General features: G+C 72.4%; 15 protein-coding genes and 1 pseudogene. 9 read left to right on the forward strand and 7 right to left on the reverse strand.

All coding sequences use genetic code 11. The annotated features are described in order from the left end of the window. The first annotated feature begins 2 nt into the window (after window positions 1-2). From B6R96_RS34595 to B6R96_RS34605, 3 genes are all read left to right on the forward strand, one after another. Window positions 3-1,607 carry an MFS transporter gene (locus tag B6R96_RS34595; RefSeq protein ID WP_081524728.1) on the forward strand — a complete coding sequence of 535 codons (1,605 nt, stop codon included), beginning with the start codon at window positions 3-5 and terminating at the stop codon, window positions 1,605-1,607. A 148-nt stretch (window positions 1,608-1,755) separates the two neighbouring features. Beyond that, a complete protein-coding gene (locus B6R96_RS34600) occupies window positions 1,756-5,508 on the forward strand; it encodes a S8 family serine peptidase (RefSeq protein WP_081524729.1) in 3,753 nt (1,250 codons plus the stop codon). Between the two features lie 137 nt (window positions 5,509-5,645). Further along, entirely contained in the window at window positions 5,646-6,638 is a 993-nt protein-coding gene (locus B6R96_RS34605; RefSeq protein ID WP_081524730.1) for a helix-turn-helix transcriptional regulator, read from the forward strand. Window positions 6,639-6,657: 19 nt separating this feature from the next. Here B6R96_RS34605 and B6R96_RS34610 read toward each other — a convergent pair whose 3' ends face one another. Next, entirely contained in the window at window positions 6,658-8,289 is a 1,632-nt protein-coding gene (locus B6R96_RS34610) for a sigma-70 family RNA polymerase sigma factor (RefSeq protein WP_159396428.1), read from the reverse strand. 361 nt (window positions 8,290-8,650) lie between these two features. Between B6R96_RS34610 and B6R96_RS34615 the strand changes: the two genes are divergently transcribed. From B6R96_RS34615 to B6R96_RS34625, 3 genes are all read left to right on the forward strand, one after another. Beyond that, window positions 8,651-9,118, forward strand: a complete 468-nt coding sequence (locus B6R96_RS34615) for a hypothetical protein (protein ID WP_081524732.1) — start codon at window positions 8,651-8,653, stop codon at window positions 9,116-9,118. Between the two features lie 101 nt (window positions 9,119-9,219). Then, window positions 9,220-10,068 (forward strand): hypothetical protein, encoded by an 849-nt coding sequence (locus B6R96_RS34620; RefSeq protein ID WP_107475642.1) that lies wholly within the window; start codon window positions 9,220-9,222, stop codon window positions 10,066-10,068. A 229-nt stretch (window positions 10,069-10,297) separates the two neighbouring features. Beyond that, window positions 10,298-10,792, forward strand: a complete 495-nt coding sequence (locus tag B6R96_RS34625; protein WP_037860224.1) for a hypothetical protein — start codon at window positions 10,298-10,300, stop codon at window positions 10,790-10,792. 15 nt (window positions 10,793-10,807) lie between these two features. On the opposite strand, the gene B6R96_RS34630 is transcribed toward B6R96_RS34625, so the two are convergent. Together B6R96_RS34630 and B6R96_RS34635 are read right to left on the reverse strand one after the other, a co-directional pair. Continuing rightward, on the reverse strand, window positions 10,808-11,605 hold the full coding sequence (locus B6R96_RS34630) for an arylamine N-acetyltransferase family protein (RefSeq protein ID WP_081524733.1): 798 nt from the start codon (window positions 11,603-11,605) through the stop codon (window positions 10,808-10,810). Window positions 11,606-11,653: 48 nt separating this feature from the next. Beyond that, window positions 11,654-12,055: pseudogene (locus tag B6R96_RS34635) on the reverse strand (NAD(P)H-dependent oxidoreductase); the annotation flags it as partial. 661 nt (window positions 12,056-12,716) lie between these two features. On the opposite strand from B6R96_RS34635, the gene B6R96_RS34640 reads away from it, so the two are divergent. Then, window positions 12,717-13,139, forward strand: a complete 423-nt coding sequence (locus B6R96_RS34640; protein ID WP_203351697.1) for a subtilase-type protease inhibitor — start codon at window positions 12,717-12,719, stop codon at window positions 13,137-13,139. A gap of 17 nt (window positions 13,140-13,156) precedes the next feature. On the opposite strand, the gene B6R96_RS34645 is transcribed toward B6R96_RS34640, so the two are convergent. After that, entirely contained in the window at window positions 13,157-13,540 is a 384-nt protein-coding gene (locus B6R96_RS34645) for a winged helix-turn-helix transcriptional regulator (RefSeq protein ID WP_030386657.1), read from the reverse strand. 105 nt (window positions 13,541-13,645) lie between these two features. Here B6R96_RS34645 and B6R96_RS34650 point away from each other — a divergent pair, with 105 nt between their 5' ends. After that, a complete protein-coding gene (locus B6R96_RS34650; protein WP_081524735.1) occupies window positions 13,646-14,053 on the forward strand; it encodes a RidA family protein in 408 nt (135 codons plus the stop codon). Between the two features lie 71 nt (window positions 14,054-14,124). Here the strand turns inward: B6R96_RS34650 and B6R96_RS34655 are convergent, their stop codons facing one another. The 3 genes from B6R96_RS34655 to B6R96_RS34665 form a co-directional block, all read right to left on the reverse strand. After that, a complete protein-coding gene (locus B6R96_RS34655) occupies window positions 14,125-17,166 on the reverse strand; it encodes an SGNH hydrolase domain-containing protein (protein ID WP_081524736.1) in 3,042 nt (1,013 codons plus the stop codon). A gap of 14 nt (window positions 17,167-17,180) precedes the next feature. After that, window positions 17,181-18,863, reverse strand: coding sequence for a glycosyltransferase family 2 protein (locus B6R96_RS34660; protein ID WP_081524737.1), 1,683 nt, complete (start codon window positions 18,861-18,863; stop codon window positions 17,181-17,183). Between the two features lie 232 nt (window positions 18,864-19,095). Then, window positions 19,096-19,749, reverse strand: coding sequence for a TetR/AcrR family transcriptional regulator (locus tag B6R96_RS34665; RefSeq protein WP_081524738.1), 654 nt, complete (start codon window positions 19,747-19,749; stop codon window positions 19,096-19,098). Window positions 19,750-19,875: 126 nt separating this feature from the next. On the opposite strand from B6R96_RS34665, the gene B6R96_RS34670 reads away from it, so the two are divergent. After that, the gene (locus B6R96_RS34670; protein WP_081524739.1) at window positions 19,876-20,814 is read left to right on the forward strand and encodes an alpha/beta fold hydrolase; all 939 of its coding nucleotides are present in this window, start codon (window positions 19,876-19,878) and stop codon (window positions 20,812-20,814) included. The last annotated feature ends 126 nt before the right edge of the window (window positions 20,815-20,940 follow it).

Here is a 20,940-nt window from a genome sequence, read left to right on the forward strand (position 1 = left end):
CCATGTCGAAAGGCGGCGCGCCTCGCCTCGACGTTTCGCGTGAGGCCCCCGCGCGGGCGTCGCTCGTTCTGGCGTCCCTGATCATCGTTGCCGCGGTGGCCAACTTGAACCTGTCGGTGGCCAACGTGGCGCTGCCCGCGATCGGGAAGGCCTTCGACTCCTCCCAGACCGCACTGAACATGATCGCCGTGGGGTACTCCCTCGGCCTGGCCGCGTCGGTGCTCTATCTGGGTGCGGTCGGCGACCGGCACGGGCGCAAGCTGCTGCTGCTCCTCGGCATCGCCCTGTCCGTTCCCGCCTGCCTGCTCGCCGCGTTCGCGCCGAGCGACACCGTCCTGGTGGCGGCCCGGATCCTCGGCGGGCTCTCGGCCGGCATGGCCTACCCGACCACCCTGGCGCTGATCACCGCGCTGTGGGCGGGGCCGGGGCGGACGAAGGCGATCGCGCTGTGGTCGGCCCTGGGCGGCGGCATCTCCATGCTCGGGCCGGTGGTCGCGGGCGCGCTGCTCGAACGCTTCTACTGGGGGTCGGTGTTCCTGGTCACCCTGCCCCTCGCCGTGGTCGCGCTGGTCATGGCGCTGCTGTTCGTCCCCGCGCACGCCAACGAGTCGACCGAACCGGTGGACAACCTCGGCGGCATCCTGTCCGTCCTCCTGATCGCGGGACTGGTGCTGGCGATCAATTTCGCCGCCGTCCCCCACCAGGGGGCACTGGTCATCGGCCTCGTCGTGATCGCCCTGGCTGCCGGAGCAGCGTTCGTCCTGCGTCAGCGCCGGGCTCCCAACCCGTTGTACGACCTCCACATCGCCGGCCGGCGCATGTTCTGGGTAGCCGCATGCGCGGGAATCATCGTGTACGGCGCCATGATGGGGTCGGCGTTCATCAGCCAGCAGTACCTGCAGAACGTCCTCGAGTACAACCCGGTCGAAGCCGGCGCCGCCATCCTCCCCCTCGTCGTGCTGATCGTGCTCGTGGCACCGCGGTCCGCGAGGCTGGTCGAGACACGCGGCGCCCGCGCGACCCTGCTGATCGGTTACACGTTCCTCTTCCTCGCCTTCGCCTGGATGCTGCTGTTCTGGGGCGAGGACAGCAGCTACTGGCAGATCGGCTTCGCCTACGTGCTCATCGGTATCGGCGCCGGCCTCGCCGGGACGCCCGCATCCCACTCGCTGACCGGATCGGTGCCCGTGCGCCGGGCCGGCATGGCCTCAGGCACCGCCGACCTGCAACGGGACCTCGGCGGGGCCATCATGCAGTCCGTCATGGGCCTGCTCCTCACCGCCGGTTACGCCTCGGCCTTCAGTGCGGCGATCGCCACTTCCCCCGAGAGCAAGGACGTGTCGGACCAGGTCCAGAGCGAGCTGACGAAGTCGTTCGCCTCCGCCGAGCAGGTCGCCCAGCAGCACCCCCAGTACGCCGACCAGATCGTCGCGGCAGCACGCCACTCGTTCCTCCACGGTGACGACTGGGCGTACACCGTCGGCCTGGCCGCGATCGCCCTGGGTGCGCTGCTGATCTTCGTCATGTTCCCGCACCGGGACGCCGAGCGGGAGCTGCTGCGGCGCTACTCCACCGAGGACTCCGCCTCCGCCGCCACCGAGACCTGACTGCTCCAGGCAGAGGTGCCGGCCCGGACCATCGCCGAGTCCCCTTGCCCGTATTCGCACCCTTCACGGTTGGCGGATCATTGCCATGGCGAGGACTTGCCGCCGGCAGGCCTTCACGTCGGCGATCCCGGGCCGATAGACCCATGGCATGTCCTCCCCCTCCCAGGCTTCCGCCTCCCAGACGCCCGCCTTCCGGCGCAGGCGCAGGCGCCGGCAGCTGCTCGCGGCCGCCACCGCGGTGCCGCTGCTGGCATCCGTGCTCGCGGTTCTGCAAGCGCCCGCCCAAGCCGCTCCGAGCAGGCCCACCGTTCCCGCCAAACCCTCGGCGACCCACAAGGTCACCCTGGTCACCGGCGATGTCGTCACCGTCACCACGACGGCCGACGGCCGCCAGACCGCCGACGTCCGCCGCCCGCACAGCGCCGTCGGCGGGGTCAAGGTCCAGCAGATCAAAGGCGACCTGTTCGTCATCCCCGACGAGGCGGTGTCCCTGCTCGGCACCGACAAGCTGGACCGACGGCTGTTCAACGTCACCGACCTGATCGAGATGGGCTACGACGACGCGAAGTCGGCCGCGGTGCCGCTGATCGCGACGTACGCCCAGCCGAAGTCCCGCTCGGCCGGCGGGCCGACGGCCCCCCGGGGCAGCAAGGTGACCCGCGACCTCAAGGGCATCCGCGGCGCCGCGCTCAGCACCGAGAAGCAGCAGGCCCGCACCTTCTGGACCGACGTCGCGCCGCAGGGCAGCGCGACGCTGGGCGCGGGTGTGGCGAAGCTGTGGCTCGACGGCCGCGTCAAGGCCAACCTGAAGGAGAGCGTGCCCCTGATCGGCGCACCCGAGGCCTGGGCCGCCGGCTACACCGGCAAGGGCGTCAAAGTCGCAGTGCTCGACACCGGCATCGACGCCGGCCACCCCGACTTCGCCGGCCTGATCGACGGCACGGCCAGCTTCGTCCCCGGTGAGGCCGTCACCGACGTCAACGGGCACGGCACCCACGTGGCCGGCACGATCGTCGGCACGGGCGCCGCCTCCGCCGGCGCCAACAAGGGCGTCGCCCCCGGCGCCGACCTGTTCGTCGGCAAGGTGCTCGGCGGCCCGGAGGGCTCCGGCCAGGACTCCTGGGTCATGGCCGGCATGCAGTGGGCCGCCGAATCCGGTGCGGACATCGTCAACATGAGCCTCGGCGACTCCTACCCGACGGACGGCAGCGACCCGATGTCGCAGGCGGTCGACGCGCTGTCCGCCCAGTACGGCACGCTGTTCGTCATCGCGGCCGGCAACTCCGGCCCGGAGAGCATCTCCGCCCCGGGTGCGGCCGCCTCGGCCCTGACCGTGGCCGCCACGGACAAGCAGGACCGGCTCGCCTCCTTCTCCAGCACCGGCCCACTGGCCCACTCCGGCGCCATGAAGCCCGACATCGCGGCCCCCGGCGTGGACATCACGGCGGCCCGCTCGCAGCAGATGAGCAGCGGCGAGGGCCTCTACCGCACCCTCAGCGGCACCTCGATGGCCACTCCGCACGTGGCCGGCGCGGCGGCGATCCTGGCCCAGCAGCACCCCGACTGGACCGGCGCCCGGCTCAAGGAACACCTGATGAGCACCGCGAACGGGCTCGGCGACCCGTACTCGCCGTACGAGGCCGGCACCGGCCGCCTCGACGTGGCCGCCGCCCTGCGCAGCACGGTCCGCGGCACCGGACCGCTCTTCTTCGGCAACCACACCTGGCCGCACGAGCCGAGCGACGCCGCCGTCACCCAGGACCTGACCTTCACCAACCACGGCTCCTCCGACGTCAGGCTGAACCTGGCACTGACCACCGCCGGCGGCCCGTTCCGCCTGGGAGCCACCGAGGTGACCGTTCCGGCGGGCGGCACAGCCGCCGTCCCGGTGACCGGTGACCCGAAGACCGCCCCGGCCGGCCGGCACGCCGGCTACGTGATAGGCACCGACGCGACCACCGGGAAGCCGGTCACCCGCACCTCCGTGGCGCTGCTCAAGGAGGAGGAGCGCTACGACCTGAACATCGAGCTGGTCGGCCGGGACGGGAAGCCCGCCGCCGGCTGGGCCACCGTCAACCTGGCCGGAGACCTGTGGCCGTGGTCGGTGTACGTCGACGGCCGGACCACCCTGCGCATGGCACCCGGTACGTACACCGTCGCGGCGTACCTCGACGTGGCCGGCGAACACGCGGACCGCTCCGGCCTGGCCGTGATGGTCGACCCGGAGACCCTGCTCAAGGACGGCTCCGCGAACGTGGTGCTGGACGCCCGCACGGCGCGCCTGCTGCAGACCGAGGCACCGCAGCGCACCGAGGACCGCCAGCGCAAGGTCGACTTCAACGTCCACTACAAGGGCCTCGACGCGTTCACGGACTTCCGCAGCGGATACGTGGTCCCGCCGATGTACGACGACGTCTACGTCTCACCGACGGAGCCGATGACGCAGGGCGAGTTCATCCTGATCACCCGCTGGCGCAAGGGCGAGCCGGCGCTCGCTCTGAGCGCGCTCGGCGGCCGGCTCGGCTTCGAGGCGCTCGTGCAGGCGGGCAGCGCACTGGGCACCGCCACGGACCGGCTGGACCTGGTCCACGCGGGCAACGGCGCGGCCGCCGCCTACAAGAAGGTCGACGCCAAGGGCAAGGCCGTCGTCGTCGAGCGCAGCGACGAGGTCTCCGCGCAGGACCGCGCCGAGGCGGCGGTCGCGGCCGGTGCGAAGGCGCTGATCGTCGTCAACGACGGTGTCGGCGCGCTGATGGAGTACGTCGGCGAGTCCGCCATCCCCGTCGCCACCGTGCACCGCGACGAGGGCAGGACCCTCATCGCTATGGCCAGAGCCGGCACCTTCAAACTGACCGCCAAGCAGACCGAGTTCACCCCGTTCGTCTACGACCTGACCCGCGACTACCCCGGCCGGGTGCCGGACCGGGCCCTGGTCTACAAGCCGGCCCAGCGCGATCTCGCCCGGATCGACGCCCGCTACTACGCGGCCGCGCAGGCCGGGGAGGCGGAGGGCTACCGTTCCGACTTCACTCTCAACCCCTCGTTCAACTTCCCCGAGCGCGAGTGGCACCCGGGCACCCGTACCGAATGGGTGACCCCCGGCCAGGTCTGGAGGGAGTTCCACGCCCAGGGCGTCCGAAGCGCCATGCCGTGGGTGATGGTGTCGGGCGACAACACCTACGCCAAGGGCCGTACCACCCGCCTGGACTGGTTCGCCCCCGCGACCCGGCCCGGCCAGGGAGAGTCCTTCGGCGTGTACAACTCCCGCTGGCAGAACCACATGACCTGGAACGTGCAGGCCTGGGCCTCCGCCAGCGACACCATGCGCCTGGGCGGCTACCTGCCCTGGGGAGAGACGCCGACCCACCTGCAGGTCTTCCAGGGCAACACGCTGATCCACGACAACCCGAACAGCACGGACATGCAGTGGATCGAGGTGCCGAAGGGCAACCGGCCCTACCGCGCCGTCCTCGACGCGGAGCGGCCCGGGGACATCTTCCGGCTCTCGACGCGCACCCACACCGAGTGGACGTTCATGTCCGACACCGTCGACTCCGACTTCTTCGAGCGGTTCTCGGTCCTCAACCTGGACTACGGGCTGGAGTCGGACCTGCACGGCGACGTCAAGGCCGGCGCACCCCAGCAGATCGCGCTGCGGCCGGTGCCGATGGGCGGCGCCACCCTGCCCGGCACCGTCACGTCGGTGAAGCTGGACGTCTCGTACGACGACGGCGCCACCTGGAAGAAGGTGACGCTGGCCAAGGGTACCGACGGCCAGTGGAAGGGTTCGTTCAGGACGGCGAAGAAGCCCGGCGGCTTCCTCTCGGTCCGCGCGGGCGCCGAGACGAACAACGGCTACAGCGTCAAGAACGAGATCATCCGGGCGTACGGCCTGCGATGAACCGCACCTTCGGGCCCCGGGCAGGCGACTGCCCGGGGCCCCACCCCCCGCACCCGCTCCCGGCGGCCACTACACAGAATCTGCCGCCATGGCGCATACTCTCCCCGCTGCGGCAAGCGGAACGGAGTCGGTCGCCGATGCTGGATGTTCTGGGCCTGGAACCCGACGACGAGCGCGTCTACCGCGCGCTCCTCGGACGCCCGAAGGCCACCGCGATGCTGCTGTCGGAGCTGCTCCTCGCCTCGCCGGCCGACGTGGACAACGCCCTGTCCCGCCTCGTCGGATGGGGACTGGTGACCCGGTCGGCCGACGAGCGGTTCACGGCCGCACCACCGGCCATGGCGCTGGGCTCCCTCATCAGCCAGCGCCGGGACGGGCTGCGCGTGGCCGAGCAGGCCCTGGTGACCTTCGCCGAGGAGCACCGGGCGGCGATGACCGGGGACAGCATCAACGACCTGATCGAGGTCGTCACCGGTGTCGACGCCATCCGTCACCGCTTCCTCCAGGTCCAGCACGCGGCCCGCACCCAGGTCCGCAGCTTCATCACCGCGCCGTTCGTCGCCGTACCGCCCGACGAGAACACGGCCGAACCCGTGGCCATCGGCCGTGGCGTGCACTTCCGCGCGATACTGGACCGGGCCGCGCTGGCAGAGCCGGGCATCGTCACCGATGCGATCCGTGCGCTGCACAACGGCGTACAGCTGCGCGTCGCCGACGAGCTGCCGATGAAACTGGTACTGGCCGACGCCGACCTCGGCCTCGTCCCGCTCGCGATCACACCGGACGGAGAGCCCGGCGCCGTCCTGCTGCACCGCAGCGGCCTGCTGGACGCACTGGACGCCCTGTTCGAGACGATCTGGAGCTCCGCCCACCCGCTCGAGCTGTCCGGCGCCGGCGCAGCGGCCGAGACCACCGTCGAGCGCGGGCCGGAAGGCCCGAGCGACCTCGACCGACGGATCCTCGCGCTCCTGCTGGCCGGCCTGACCGACCAGGCGGTCGCGACACAACTCGGCCTGTCACCGCGCACGCTGCACCGGCGCCTGCGCCATCTCATGGACATCGCCGGAGTCCGGACCCGGATACAGCTCGGCGCCCACACCGTCCGACACGGCTGGGTGGAGCCCCACTGAACGCCCCGCGCGGGCGCGCTCACCTCAGGGCGAAGAGCAGGTTGACCGAGTTGTAGTAGTTGGGCAGGTGCACCATCTCCGACTCCGGACGCGGCGGGTCGGCCTTCGGCCAGTTCCGCGGGCCCAGCAGATGGTCGGCGTAGTCGCTGTGCGGGACCTTCGGCACGAACCAGACGCGGTACGCGCCGCGTCGTGGGTCCGGCTCGAACCGCCAGAGCTGCGTCATGCGGTCCGAGCCGGTCCGGCAGGGGCGGAGGGTGACCTCGGCGAGGTTCCCGCCGCCGGTGGTTCCGTCGAGGCAGGTGCCGGTGTCCGCGTTGCGGAGCTGGTACGTGTTCCAGTGCGCGGGCAGCCGCTGCCACCCCTGGTCGGCCTTGCCGGTGCACTTCTCGAGCTGCAACGGACCGCCGGAACCGGGGCCGCCGAGGCCGACGCACAGCCCCGAGGCCACGTTGACCAGGGCGGGACCGCTGCGGTCCGGGGAGGGCGACGCCGAGGTGGGGGAGGCGGAGGCCGAGGCCGAGGCGGACGCGGAGGCGGAAGGGAGGCCCGTGGCGGGGGCCGTGGCGAAAGCCGCCGGGCCGATGGCCACGATCGGTGCGGTCTCCGGGAGCGGGCCGCCCTGGGCCGCAGGGGTTCGGGCGGGGGCCGCGGCCCGGCCGGAGGCGTCGCTCCCGGAGTCGGCCGGGAGCAGGACGGCCACGGTGGCCGCCGTTCCCACCACGGCTGCCGCAGCCACCCATTTCACCGCGCCGGCCTTGGCCCCTGCGAGCTGCGTCCCCTTCAGCGTGCCTGCGGCGGCGAGCTGCGTGCCGCCCCCACCCAAGGCCGACAGGAAGGAGGCGGGGTTCCACAGCAGGATCCCACCCAGCAGCAGCACGCCCAGGCGGCCGTTGACATCGCGCAGGTCGCGCTCGGCCCGGGCGCAGTCCTCGCACCCCTGAAGGTGGCGGCCCAGGTCCCGGGTGAGGCGCTTGCCCGGCCGGCGCAGCCTGGCGGCGATCTGCCCCCCGTAGTACTTGCACTCGTCGCTCGCGGTCTGGTCCAAGTGCGCGCGCAGATAAGCCTCCTTCAGGCCTTCCCGCGCCCGCGCCACCAGAGAGCCGACGCCTCCCGCCGATATCCCGAGGCGCGCCGCGGTCGCGGCCGCCGGCTCCTCCTCGACGACGGAGTGCCACAGCACGGCCTGCCACCGCTCCGGCAGTGACCGGTAGGCACGCAGGACCAGCGACCCCTCCTCCGCCGTGAAGACGGCGTCCTCGGCGTCCTGCCCGTCCGACAGCTGGGCGGCCCACTCCTCGAAGTCGTCGGACAGCCGCGTACGGGAGGCCTCCCGTGCCCAGGCGGCCGCCAGCCGGCGCACGCAGGTCAGCAGATACGGCCGCCAGGCGTATTCGGGCCCGGTACCCCAGGCGATGGCCCGGTAGGTACGGGCGAAGGCCTCGGCAGCGAGGTCCTGCGCGGTGGACAGGTCCCGGCAGCACGTACGGGCGTAGGCGAGCACCGAGGAATGGTGACGGGCGAACACCTCGTCCATCACGTCGCTGACCGCCGCGTCGGAATCCGGGGTGCGCCCCCGCAGCAGGGCACAGAGTTCCCCGTCGCTGAGGCTTTGCAGATCCTGCTGACGGGCGGTACCCGATGTACTCAACACGTGCTCCCGTGTGGCTTGCTGACGACCCGGGTGTCGGATCCGGGCACATCTGTCATGAGGGTGCGACGCTGCGCCCGACCGGAATTCGCGCAAGTGTGCACCCTTGCAGGGCCGCAAGCAAACCCTGGGCACGACAGTCGAGGCTGTCGCCCCGGAACCCGTGAACGCGAGAAGAACCATTCCGCTCACCGCGGCCGATCCCCTGGTGCGCAGCAACGACGCTCTCCGTGCAGGGTTCCGGTCCGGAGCGCGAGCCGGTGCCCCGGTTGGCGAGCAGTCGCCGCCCCATGATCATCTCGACCCCGGACCCCGTCAAGAGGAGGGAACCGCTCCGGGGGGCGGGGGCATCTGGTGGGGCATGGGTTTGGTGATCTTGTTCTTCCTGCTGTGTTTCGTGGCCGGTTGGGCCTTGGCCCTCGCCGGGCTCGGGTACGCCTCCGTGCAGCTGTGGCGAAGCCGACGGCAGCCATGGGTACGGGATCACGGGCATCCGTTCGTCCGGCTGCTGCTCCCGGCCCCCGCGTACCTCCGCTTCGACAGGGCGCTCGCCGTCACGGTGCTGCTGGCCGACCTGTGGCTGGTGTCGGGGGTCGTGGTGCTCGGCGCGGACGGCATCTTCACCGAGGAGTGGATGGGATACCCCGGCATGATGGATCCCGGCGGCCAGGGCTACCAGGCAGCGGCGGTGGCCCTGCTGCGGGCGACGGCCTGGTGGAGCGCCCTGGCCGCGGTCCTCGGCCGGTGCTGGACCACAACGGCCGTACAACTGTCCGTTCTTCCGCTGTCGGCGCTCTGGATCGCCTCGTTCGACACCTACTACACGTAACCGCGCGCAGGAGATCCGAGCCGGGCCCGGGCCGTGTCCGGCGCGCCGATTCCGCCTATGCTCCGTGGGGTTGCGGGTACGGCGAGACGAAGGACACGGGGATGAGCGCACACGGGGGCGGCGGCGGGCCCTGGAATCCGTACGGAGCCGGACAACCGCCCGTTGCGGGCTGGCCGTCGGCCCCGGTACCGCCGGCCGCCGCACGCCGGCTGACCTTCGGACAGCTCTTCAACCCCATCGCCGTGGGCCGCGCGGTGTTCACGCCGTCCCGGCCGGACCGCGTGCACGATCCGATGGTGAAGCGGGTGCAGATCCTGCGAACGGCCGTCGGACTCGTCGCCATCACCTGGATGCTGCTGACCTACGGGCTGGCAGCGGACGCCGACGCCGTGGTCGACGACCGCTTCGGCCAGATCCGTACCGCCCTGATCGTGCTGGCGGTGACCTTCCCGGTCGCCGTCGCCGCCTTCGTCGCATCGGCCCGCCCGCCCCACCGGCGCCTGTTCCTGCGCCGCGCGGCCAAGCCGGCCGGGGCGCTGCTCGCGCTGGTCGTCACGCTCGCCGTGCCGCGCCTGATCACCGGGCTCGGCTACGTGGACGAGCACACGGACTGGACGGCGTCCGCAGGGCGGGTGGTGCTGCTGTTCGCCCTGGGAGCCTTCCTGTTGTGGCTCGCCCCCTTCGCCCTCTACGGCATCGGGCAATCACTCGTCCACGTCTTCCGGACGGCAGACCTCCACGAGACCGTGCCACCACTGCTCGCGATGCTCCTGGTATGGGAACTGGCCCTCTTCGACCTGTTCCGGGGCGCCTACCACAGCGTCCCCCTCGGGGCCCGGCTGGCCTTCCTCCTGGGAGCACCGCTGTCCGTCACCGTCGTGGCGATGTGGGAGCTGCGCCGGCTGCGCATGCGCCACGGCATCACCCTGCGCGGAGCGCTGCTGCGCTGAGCTGCTGAGCCGAGCCACCCCAACGGGTGGCATGCCCGCTCGACCCGCCGCCGCCCCCGCCCGAGGGGTGTCACCCTGGACGCGTCGACCTGCCGGCCCGTCCGGCCCGTCCGGCCCGCCGGGGCCGTCGCCGCTCGCCCGGCCGGTTGGTGCGGAGACCGGCCGAGATGATCTCATGGGCGGGCACGGCGCGTCGGCAGAGCGGCCGAACGCGGGGGAAGGACATGTGGTGGGCGAGCGGAAAGCCGTGGGTGTCACGGTCACGGATTTGGTCGAGGCCGCCACGGACGGCCAGAGCGGCGCCCTGTGGCGGCTCCGGAAGAAGGGCCGGCAGCTCGACGCGAACCTGGTGCGCCTCCTGCCCGGCGGCGAAATCGCCCTGCACCGGGAGCCGGAGGTCGACGTACTGCTCGCCGTCGTACAGGGCGGCGGTTCCCTGACCCTGGACGGCGCCGGGGCGGAGATCGTGCCCGGCTCCCTCACCCTGCTGCCGCGCGGAGCGTCCCGCTCGCTGCGGGCCGGCCCCGAAGGACTGGTGTTCCTCACCGCGCACCGCAGACGGGCGGGCATGGCCATCGGCCGGCCTCCCCGCACCGAACCCCTCACGCCGCAGTGCCCGGTCCACCTCGTCTGCGAGTCGTGCCACCGGCACGCCATCGAGGCCGACGCCCGGTACTGCAGCTGGTGCGGTACCCGCCTCGTCCCCCGGGCCGACCCGGGCTGAGGGGGCACGCGGCGCCTACGGCCGCGGGTGGAGGGGAACCGGGACGCGCGGCAGGTCGATGCCGAAGTGGTCGCGATAGGCGGCCAGCACCTCGCCGTCGCCGGTCAGCGCCCGCTCGGTCCGTTCCCCGGCGGCCGTCACCGTCAGGACCCGGTCGCTGAGGGTGATCCTGCCGGTCTCCGACAGCAGCGAGCACACCGGCTTGCGGGTGAAACCGGACGCGGGCGAAGTGCTGTGCCACCAGGCCCCGGTCACGAAGTCGGACAGGACCCGGGGGCGCGTCTCCAGCCGGTACTGCGGCACGCCGTCCTGGATGACGTCGAGGTCCCCGTGCGGGCCGTCGGCCGGCACGATCCGGAACACCCCGCCCGGGTCGGACTGCTCACCGCGCTCGTCGAAGGCCAGCGGGAAGTGGCTGTGGTCGCCGAAACCCACGTCCACCAGCCACGCCCGCCCGTCCTCGGACTCGACGCGCAGCGCCAGGTGGTCGTACGGGACGCCCGGCCCGCCGCCGGCGGCGTACACCCGGGCCTGCAGCAGCTCCACCCGGTACCCCAGGGAGCGCAGCAGCAGCGCGAACGCCCCGTTCAGCTCGTAACAGAACCCGCCGCGGCCGCCGAACAGCTTGTCGAGCAGCGCGTCCGCCTCCAGCACGATCGCCTGACCGAGGTGGATGGACAGGCTCTCGAAGGGAACGGTCCGCAGATGCCGAAGGTGCAGGTCGCGCAGGGCCTGCGCACTCGGCGACACCGGGCGCTGCGCCCCGATCCGCCGCAGGTACGCGTCGGCCCGTGATGTGGGAAGGTCTTCCATCCCGCCAGTCTCACAACCCGCCCCCGCCCCCGCCATACGCCGCTGGACCTAGGCCGGGAAGCGGGCGAGGGGTGCGTCCTGGGCGAAGAAGGTCTTCGCACGGATCGACGCCCGCTCGTCGGCCCGCACCTGGCCCGGACGGGACGCGTTGCCGAGCAGTACCCCGCCGAAGCGCATCCGCATGTACGCCGCGGTGTGGTGCAGGCCGGTCACCAGGCCGCCGGCGCGGGCCTCGTCGTGGTCCGCCATGGCCGTCACGCCCCACAGGGTCCTGCCCGCCATCCGCTGCTTGAAGTCCGAGCCGGGGGAGGTGAGCCAGCCCGACCAGTAGTCGAGGTAGCGCTTGGTGTGCGCGGAGAGCGCGTACCAGTACAGGGGCGAGGCGATGACGACGTCGGTCGCCTCCAGCGTGGCCCGCTTGAGCATCGCCTCGCTCTCCCCGGGCACCCAGTCCCCGGTGGGTAACGGTGCGCGGTGGGCCGGGCAGTGCGTCGGCCCGCGCGTTCGTCCGGGTGGCCGCGACGCGCTCGGGGGTGACGTACTCGCCGAGCTGCCCCCCGTCGGTCAGCAGTGCCTTGGCCTCGGGAACGCCCATGTGGGGAGCGGGAGTTCCGGTGTGCGCGAGTGCGGGGTAGTACAGCGACAGCAGTAACTCCCGTGTCGGCCGCCGGTACCCAGGGGCCCTTGCGCCCCCGGTCCACCAGGTGGAGGGTGTCGCGTCCCACGGCGAAGGCGCCGGTGGGACCTTGCCTGACTGTCAGGGGTGGGTGCGGAGTTGGTCCGCCACGGCCGGGGTTTCCGGGGTGCGGGCGTGCAGATCCGGTCAAGCTGAGTGGCCGTCCGGTGAACCGCGATCGGCCGACAGCAGGTCAGCGGGGGCGGGGGTGCACGTCGCGGGCGGTGCGGCCCGCCGCCACGTCCGGCTACGGCACCGGCTGCGCCCGCTGTGAGCAGCCCGAACGACCATTCGGTCGTCGGTATGCGAACGCTCTGTCCGTAAATCGGTCATCGACATGCGGTGTGCCCTCGGGTCGGACAGTCTGGTGCCGCAACGACGCGATATCGAAACCAAATATCGCGTTCAACCTTTGAATCGAAAGTGAGTTTCGTCGTGCGTCACCGCATCGCAGCCGCCTCCGCCGCCGCCCTTGTCTGTCTGGCCGGCACCACCGGTATCGCGGCTGCTCAGCCCTCCAGCCTCTACGCCCCGTCCGCGCTCGTGTTCACCGTCGCGCAGGGCGACGACGAGGCGTCCACCGTCCTCCGGGCGTCCACCCTCAGCTGCGCCCCGACCGCCCTGGGCACCCACCCCGATCCGCAGGCCGCCTGCTCCGCGCTCAACGCCACCGGCGGAGCGCTGGACCGCCTGCTGGCCGCCCCGAACCCGGACCGCGTCTGCCCCATGCACTACGCCCCGGTCACCGTGACCGCCGACGGCGTGTGGAAGGGCAGCCGCGTCGCCTGGAAGCACACCTTCTCCAACGCCTGCGCCATGTCCGCGACCCTCAACGGGAACGCCGTCTTCGCGTTCTGAGTACCCGCCCGTGGGCCTCAGGCGTCGTCGAACTGCCGGCGCGAGGCCTCGATGTGACCGAGGTTGCGGTGGGTCCAGTCGCACATGCCGTGGACGGTCTCGCGCAGTCCCCGGCCCGGCCCGGTGAGGGTGTACTCGACCTTCGGCGGCACCGTGGGGTGCACGGTCCGCACCACCAGTCCGTTGCGCTCCAGCATGCGCAGGTTCTGGGTGAGCATCTTGTGGCTGACGCCCTCCACCTCGTCGCGCAACTCACCGAAGCGCAGGGTCCGCTCACCCAGGGCCTCGATGATCAGGAGCGCCCACTTGTTGGCGACGTCCGAGAAGATCTCCCGTGCCAGCGAGTCGGCCCGCTTCAGCTCCACGTCCTCGGGCGAGGTGCCGAACTGCTTGGTCACCATAAGGTTCCCCAGTCACTAAAAAGTGCGTTCTTCCATGTCAGCGGTCACTCTCCTACGGTTCCCCAGTAACCACAAGAGAGCATTGGACGACAAGGAGATGGGCGCATGGCGATCACCCTGATGGACCCCGACGGACTGCCGAAGATCGATGCCTACCGGCAGGTGGCCGTCGCGACCGGGTCGAAGCTGGTCTTCATCGCCGGGCAGGTCGCCTGGGACGCCGACGGGACCACGGTGGGCGAAGGCGACCTGGCCGCCCAGGTCGAACAGTGCTACCTCAACATCGCCACCGCGCTCGCCGGGGCCGGCGGGTCCTTCGACGACGTGGCGAAACTGACCCTGTACGTCGTCGACTGGACCCCCGACAAGATGCCCCTGGTCATGGACGGCATCGGCCGGGCGGCCGCACGGCTCGGCGTCACGCCCGTACCGCCCGGGAGCCTGCTGGGCGTCGCGGCGCTGGACGTACCCGAGCACCTCGTCGAGGTGGAGGCCGTCGCGGTCCTCGACTGAACACCCCCCGCACGCGGCGCCCCGCTCCCGGACCCTCCCCGGCCCGGCAGCGGGGCGCCGCCCTGCTGCGCCTACCCCTTCCCTCCCCGGGCCGAGACGGTGACGTGGTCCACCCGCATCGCATGGCCCGGCTCGGTCACGGGACCCGCGACCGCGCCGTCGGCCAGCGGCAGGCTGCCGCCGACCGCCACGTTGAGGATCAGGAACAGCCCGTGTTCCACCGCCGCCCGCCACGTTCCGGGGTCCATCCGGTCGGCGCCGACCCGGTGGTACACGCGCCCGTCCAGGTACCAGCGCACCTCCTGCGCGCCGGGCGCGAGGTCGACCTCGACGGCGTACGAGTGGAAGGCCGTCCGGCAGCCGTCGCAGGGCTGCGGACCCGAGGTCAGGCCCGCCGGCTCCCGGCACGGGCCTCCTTCGAGGACACCGCAGTGCATCGTGGCGAAGACGGTGTCCCGCCCGTTCACGGACTCCATGATGTCGAGCTCCCCGACGCCCGGCCACCCCGTGTACCCGTCGCGCAGCGGTGCCCCCAGGGTCCAGAACGCGGGCCAGTATCCGGCCGCCCCCTCCCCGGTGACGTCCGGCAGCGCGATCGACGCCTCGATCCGCAGCGCCCCGCCGGGCGGCGGCGCGAAGTCGGAGCGCCGCGTCTCGATCCGACCCGAACTCCACCGGCCGTCCTTGTCGCGGGTGGGCACGATCTCCAGGGCGCCCTGCCCGTCGAGGCGGACGTTGTCCGTCGAGTCGGTCATGGTCTCGACCTCCCCGGTGCCCCACTGCGGCGCGGGGCAGCCCGGGTAGCAGGTGCCCAGGTCGTGGAGCCAGTTGACGGCGGACGGAGGGGTGCCCGCCGGACCGTCGAAGTCGTCGCGGAGCAACCGCGTCCACCCGTCGGCCCCCGGGGCGGCGCCGGGTCCGGCGGCCCCGGGGCCGCCGGCGGCCGCGGCGGGCAACAGCCCGGACTCCGTGAACATCCGCTCCAGCCGGTCGGTCAGGACCACGGCCGCCGCGTTCGTCAGGTGCGCGTCGTCGCGGTACAGCAGGATCCGGTCGAGCACCGCCGGGCAGGTCGGCCCGTCGCCCGGGCACAGGACCGGGTTCACACTGACGCTCCGTACGCCCGGCAGCGCGCCCGATGCGATCCGCACCGCCAGCGGATCCGGCAGCTGGGCGTCCGCGCGGCTGAAGGCGCACGCGGCGGGGGAGTCGGGCCGGCCGGAGACGCACGCCGGAACGTCCGTACCGGGTACGGGGGTGTCCTCGATGTAGACGAGGGGTGCGCCCAGTGCCCGCAGCGGCGTCAGGGTCTTCTCCCACGCCTCGGCCAGCAGCTTCGCGTCGTCGGTGTACCGGTTGAGCGAGGCGATCACGATGAGGCGGGGCCTGGGCTGCTGCTTCAGCCGCTCCAGGGCGTCCGCGCGCCAGGTGTCGCACTCCCGGTAGGCGCGGCCGAGCTGCGGGCTGTCCACCGTCAGCTCCGGCAGCGGGCAGCCCTGCTTCACCAACTCCTGCAGAGCCCAGCCCCGCTGTGATGCCAGCGCCAGCATCGGGGAGAACCACTGCCCGGCGTGCGAATCGCCGAGCAGCACGATCCGGTCCGGGCTGTCCACCGCGCCGAACAGGCAGGCGGGGCTCCGCGTCTCGGCCGGGGCCACTTCGCAGGCCCCGTCCGGCGGGAAGTCCGACCGCGCCTGCACGGGACTCGGCACCACCGGACCGTCCACGAGCGGCGTGCCGGGCGTGCGGGCGAGCAGCGTGGGGCCCGAGGCGGCGCCCGGTGGCAGCCCCTGCGCGTCGACCGGGCCGGCCGGGCCGAGCACCCGCAGCGTCGTGGTCCCCACGACCAGCGCCAGGACCACCGGCAGCACGATCGCCGAGACGCCCACCGACAGGCCGCGGCGCGGGAGTTCGGAGACCGTACGGCTGCGGCGCAGCGGCTGCTCCACCCAGCGCAGGGTGGCGAGGGCGGGCAGGACGGCCGCCAGCGTCAGCGCGGTCTTCGCGGGCCAGCCGAGCGGGCCGAGCCGCACCTCGGCGAGCACGAGCACCGGCCAGTGCCACAGGTACAGGTTGTAGGACAGCCGCCCGACGGCCCGCGGCGCCCGCCCCGACAGCAGCCGCCCGACGTCCCACGTGCCGGGGGTGTGCCGCTCGCCCCGGCCCGGTATCGCCGCGAGGATCACGGCCGCCGTGGCCAGGGTCGGCACGAGCGCCGCGTGGCCGGGGTACGGGGTCGCCGCGTCGTACGACACGACGCACCAGCCTATCGCCGCGGCCCCGGCCCAGCCGCACAGCAGCCGCAGCGGGCGGGGCCCGCGCATCAGGTGCCAGGGGAGCAGCGCGAGCAGTGCCCCGACGCCGAACTGCCAGACGCGCGAGGGCGTGCCGAGGTACGCGAGCGATACGGAGTGCTCGGTCCAGTACACGCCCAGGGCGAACGACGCCGCGGCCACCGGGGCGGCGGCGAGCACCACGACCAGGCGCACGGCCCGGCCCCGGCGGACCGCACGAGCCGTGCACAGCACCAGTACCGCCAGCAGCGGGGCCCAGAACAGGTAGAACTGCTCCTCGACGGCGAGGGACCAGAAGTGCAGCAGCGGGCTCTGGTCGTGACCAGCGGCGAGGTAGTCGGTCCGCTGCGAGACGAAACGCCAGTTGGCGAAGGACAGCGCCGCCGCGACGACGTCGTACTCCAGGTCCGTGCGGCGCAGCGGTACGGTCAGCCAGGCGCCGGCCGCGGCCACCGCGGCGAGCACCACGGCGGCGGAGGGCAGCAGCCGCCGGGCCCGCCGGGAGAAGAAGTCACCGAGCCGTATCCGGCCGGTCGTGATCGCTTCCCGCACCAGCAGCCCGGTGATCAGGTAGCCGGAGATGACGAAGAAGACGTCCACGCCGACGAAACCGCCGGTCGTCCAGGGGATCCCGGCGTGGAAGGCGAGCACCGCGAGGACGGCGACCGCCCGCAGGCCCTCGATGTCGGGCCGGAAAGCGGAGCGGTGCGGGCTGGGCCCGGACTCGCCGCCCGAGCGGGATCCGGACGGCAGCTCTCCGGCCCGCGCGGCCGCGGCCCCGCGGGGCCGGCGCCGGCCGGGGGTGAGGAGGTAGGACATGACGATGGTGCCTTTCAACTCAGCCAGGGAAGCATCGGGTCGACCCACCCCGATGCCAGCAGGCCGGTGAGCAGGAGGACCGCCGAGGCGGCCACGGTCTCGGGCCAGCGGCGCGGCAGCATGCCGGTGCGCGAGCGCAGTGCGGCCCGCAGCCGGGCGCGCACGGGTCCCGCGGCCGGATGCAGTTCGGCCGCCAGGTCCCGGATCAGCGGGACATTGATCTGGCACTGCACCAGGAGGTAGAGCAACAGACCCCAGTTGGGCTCCCAGCCGCCCCGCTCCACGGCCAGCGCGAGGCCGATGACGGCGGCGCCGTTGGAGACCACGAGCCAGACCAGCGAGACGGCGATCACCCGGCGGGCCATCCCGCCCCGGGCCGCCGCCCCGCGCGTACCGGTGGGCACCCATGCGGCGCTGCGCCCCCGCAGCGTGTGCACGAACGCGGTCGCCGCGGCCACGCTCGTCAGGACGTTCGCGCGGATGACCTCCACCCGCCAGCGGGTCCGGCTGATCCTCGGCAGCAGCACGTGCCACAGCCACAGCGGGGCGAGCAGCGGCAGCACGTGCCAGGGCCGGATGTGCTCGGGGTACCAGAACATCATCACCAGCGGCGGCAGCGGCGCCGCGAAGGTGTTCACCGCGGTGGTCAGATAACCGACGATGCCCTCGTAGAAGCACAGCCGCATCCGCCAGGGCGCGCGCATCCGCCGCAGTACGGGCGTGCCGAGCAGGTGGAGGTTGCCCATCGCCCACCGGTACTGCTGGTTGACGAAGGAGGCGACCCGGTCGGGAGAGGTGCCCTTGGCGACGAGCACCGGCACGTACAGGGTGCGGAACCCCTGCTCGTGGAGGGCGAGTCCGGTGTACAGGTCCTCGCTGTGGTCGAGCCGGGCGAAGCCGCCCGCCAGGTCGATCGCGCTGCGCCGGTACACGGCGTTGCTGCCGCAGCAGATGGCGGCGTCACTCGCGTCCCGGGACGGCTGGATCCAGCGGAAGAACCACTCCTGGGCGGAGCCGGCGGCCCGCTGGATCCACCCCATGCTCTCGTCGGTGTCGAAGCACTGCGGGCTCTGCACGATGCCGACGGCGGGGTCCGCCAGGTACGGCACCAAGTGGCGCAGGAAGTCGGGCCTCGGGGCGAAGTCGGCGTCCAGGATGGCGATGAACCCGGCGCTGCTCAGGGTGAGCGCGTGGTTGAGGTTGCCGGCCTTCTTCAGGTGGCCCCGGTCGGGCCGTACGACGTACTCGTAGCCGTACGAGGCGGCCAGCGCGGCGACTTCGGGCCGGTCGGCGTCGTCCAGGACCCAGACGGTCAGCGCACCGGGCCAGTCGACGGCCGCGACGGAGCGGTAGGCGTTGCCGAGCACGTCGAGGGGCTCGCCGCAGGTCGGCAGGTACAGGTCGACCTCCGGCAGTGCGGCGGGCTGCCAGGCGTGCACGAGCACCTCGTGCGACTGCCGGGTGAGCCGGCGCTGGCGCAGGCTGTTGACGGAGGAGAGGGCGAGGGCCACGACGTTGAGGCCGAGGACGGCGAGGAAGGCCCACAGGGCCGGTGTCCGCAGGGCGAAGGTGAACATGGTCGCCGCCGTGAACACGAAGGCGAGCGAGGTGCTGACGAGCACCCAGCGGCGCTGCGGTCCGAAGTACCAGTAGAGCTCTTCGTCGGATGGTGGTTGCGGAAGATGATGAAAGGTCATAAAGCCCCCCACGGCTGTGCATGTACCCGTTTCAGGTGGCCCACCCTAGTCCCAAAGGTATAGACCAGTTGTTGCGGGAATGTGGCACTGGAGCCAATGCGCCACGGAATTGGCGCGACTTCATTGGTCCAGACCTCTTGATGAGGCCATTCGACCGGCCGTGCCCGGCCGGTCGGGGAAGGTGTGGGCCACGTGGGGGTGAACAGTCCTGGAACTCGCCGGGGCGGGACGGCTATTGACCGCCGGCCGGCGCGGCCGGCTCGGTGGGTGCGGTGGGCCGCGGCGGCGCGGTGAAGATCCGGTCGAGGTGGTGGTGGAGCACCGCGACGGCCGACTCGGGCTTCCGCTGGCCCACGAGGATGCTGGTGCCCATGGTCGCCGTCATGGCGAGCAGGCTGATCGCCTCCGTGCGCGCGTCGGCGCCGGGATCGGCGAGCCCGTTCTCCTGCGCCTGTCGGAGCAGGCCGGCGAGGGCGTTCTCCGCGGCGTCCGGACTGTCGATGAAGGGCTGGGCGGCGAGGGCCTCGTCGGTCACGGACAGGATGGAGTACGAGCTGTAGAGGAGGTGGAAGGTCCTGCTCTCCTCGTCGGTGGGGAGGGAAGCCAGCAGCAGCGCCTCGATGGTCGCCCGCGGGCCGGGGTCGGGCCCCACGGCCCGCAGGCGCTCGCCGACCCGCGCGGTGAAGCGGTCGGTGAGGTGCTGGAGGCCGTAGAAGAGCAGCTTCTCCTTGGTCTGGAAGTAGTACTGCACGAGCCGTAGCGATACGCCCGCCTCCGCCGCCACGTCGCGCATGCCCACGGCGTGAAGTCCGCGCCGTCCGGCGACCTGGATGAGCGCCTCGGCGATCTGGGCCCGCCGTTCCTCGTGGTCCACGCGCTTCGGCATGTCTCGTGTCTCCGCCCGTCGGTGGTGGGTTCGCGGTCCGGGCCGCCCGGACCCTTTGATGATACCGCTGTACCACTTTTATGGTACGTTCGTATTACGAAGAACGGATCTTCCCGGAGGTGCCCCGTGCCCGAGAACGCCACCCGAACCCGTCCGCGCCGCGACATCGGCCGCTATGTGAACGACACCCTGCGAGACCGCTACTTCGCCGCCTGCGACACGCTCTACGCAATGGGTGCACCCGCCCGCTCGGAGACGGACGTCGAGACGAGCTTCGGCACCACGCACGTCTACCGGTACGGCCCCGACGACCCGGCGGCCGAGTCCCGCACCCCGGTCGTGTTGATCCACGGCGCGGGCTACTGCTCCGCCATGTGGTACCCCAACACCCCCGCGCTCAGCGCCGAACGCCCCGTCTACGCGCTCGACACCCCCGGCGACGCCGGCCGCAGCGTCCACCGCGAACCCATGTGGCAGCCCGAGCGTGCGGCCCAGTGGCTGGACGAGGCCCTCGACGCGCTCGGCCTCGACAAGGTCCACCTCGTCGGCTCCTCCTACGGCGGCTGGCTCGTCCTCAACCAGGCGCACCGCCGACCCGGCCGGCTCGCCTCCGTCACGCTCCTCGACCCCGGCGGCCTGGAGAAGGTGGGCCTGCGCTTCTTCGCCTGGGTCTTCGTCAGCCTCTTCGCCAGCTTCGCGCCGAAGGCGCTGCGGCCGCGCCTCGCCGCCTGGCTGGAGCAGCCGGTCATCGTCGTGCCCGAGATGCGCACGTGGGTCCAGGCGGGCGCCCGGGCGTTCCGGATCCGGCGCCCGGCGCCGCTGCCGCTGGCCGAGGACGCCCTGCGGTCGATCAGGACCCCGCTCTACCTCGTCATGGGCAGGCGGAGCCTGCTCGTGCACCCGCAGCGGCAGCTGGAACGCGTACCGCGCCTGATACCCGGCGCCCGTGCCGAGATCATCGCGGCCACCGGCCACGGACCGCAGCTCGACCACCCGGACCTGGTCAACGCCCGGATGCTGAGCTTCATGGAGGACGTGGACACCCTGGCCCCCGCCGGGGCCTGACGCCCGTCACCGCCACCGCCGTCGCCACCGCCGGAACGGGTGGCGACGGGCGCAGCGGGGCGGCACAGGGCGTGCGGGGACCGGGTCGGGCCGGTGGTGCGGTCGGGTCAGGGCGGTCTCGGCCAC

This window comes from Streptomyces sp. Sge12 (assembly GCF_002080455.1).
Classification (GTDB): Bacteria; Actinomycetota; Actinomycetes; order Streptomycetales; family Streptomycetaceae; genus Streptomyces.

Excerpts from the sequence above, each read along its gene's own strand:
- B6R96_RS34660 (WP_081524737.1), bottom strand. The coding sequence starts at position 18,863 with ATGACCTTTCATCATCTTCCGCAACCACCATCCGACGAAGAGCTCTAC.
- B6R96_RS34620 (WP_107475642.1), top strand. The coding sequence starts at position 9,220 with ATGAGCGCACACGGGGGCGGCGGCGGGCCCTGGAATCCGTACGGAGCC.
- B6R96_RS34655 (WP_081524736.1), bottom strand. The coding sequence starts at position 17,166 with ATGTCCTACCTCCTCACCCCCGGCCGGCGCCGGCCCCGCGGGGCCGCG.
- B6R96_RS34650 (WP_081524735.1), top strand. The coding sequence starts at position 13,646 with ATGGCGATCACCCTGATGGACCCCGACGGACTGCCGAAGATCGATGCC.
- B6R96_RS34665 (WP_081524738.1), bottom strand. The coding sequence starts at position 19,749 with ATGCCGAAGCGCGTGGACCACGAGGAACGGCGGGCCCAGATCGCCGAG.
- B6R96_RS34645 (WP_030386657.1), bottom strand. The coding sequence starts at position 13,540 with ATGGTGACCAAGCAGTTCGGCACCTCGCCCGAGGACGTGGAGCTGAAG.
- B6R96_RS34605 (WP_081524730.1), top strand. The coding sequence starts at position 5,646 with ATGCTGGATGTTCTGGGCCTGGAACCCGACGACGAGCGCGTCTACCGC.
- B6R96_RS34615 (WP_081524732.1), top strand. The coding sequence starts at position 8,651 with ATGGGTTTGGTGATCTTGTTCTTCCTGCTGTGTTTCGTGGCCGGTTGG.
- B6R96_RS34600 (WP_081524729.1), top strand. The coding sequence starts at position 1,756 with ATGTCCTCCCCCTCCCAGGCTTCCGCCTCCCAGACGCCCGCCTTCCGG.
- B6R96_RS34595 (WP_081524728.1), top strand. The coding sequence starts at position 3 with ATGTCGAAAGGCGGCGCGCCTCGCCTCGACGTTTCGCGTGAGGCCCCC.
- B6R96_RS34630 (WP_081524733.1), bottom strand. The coding sequence starts at position 11,605 with ATGGAAGACCTTCCCACATCACGGGCCGACGCGTACCTGCGGCGGATC.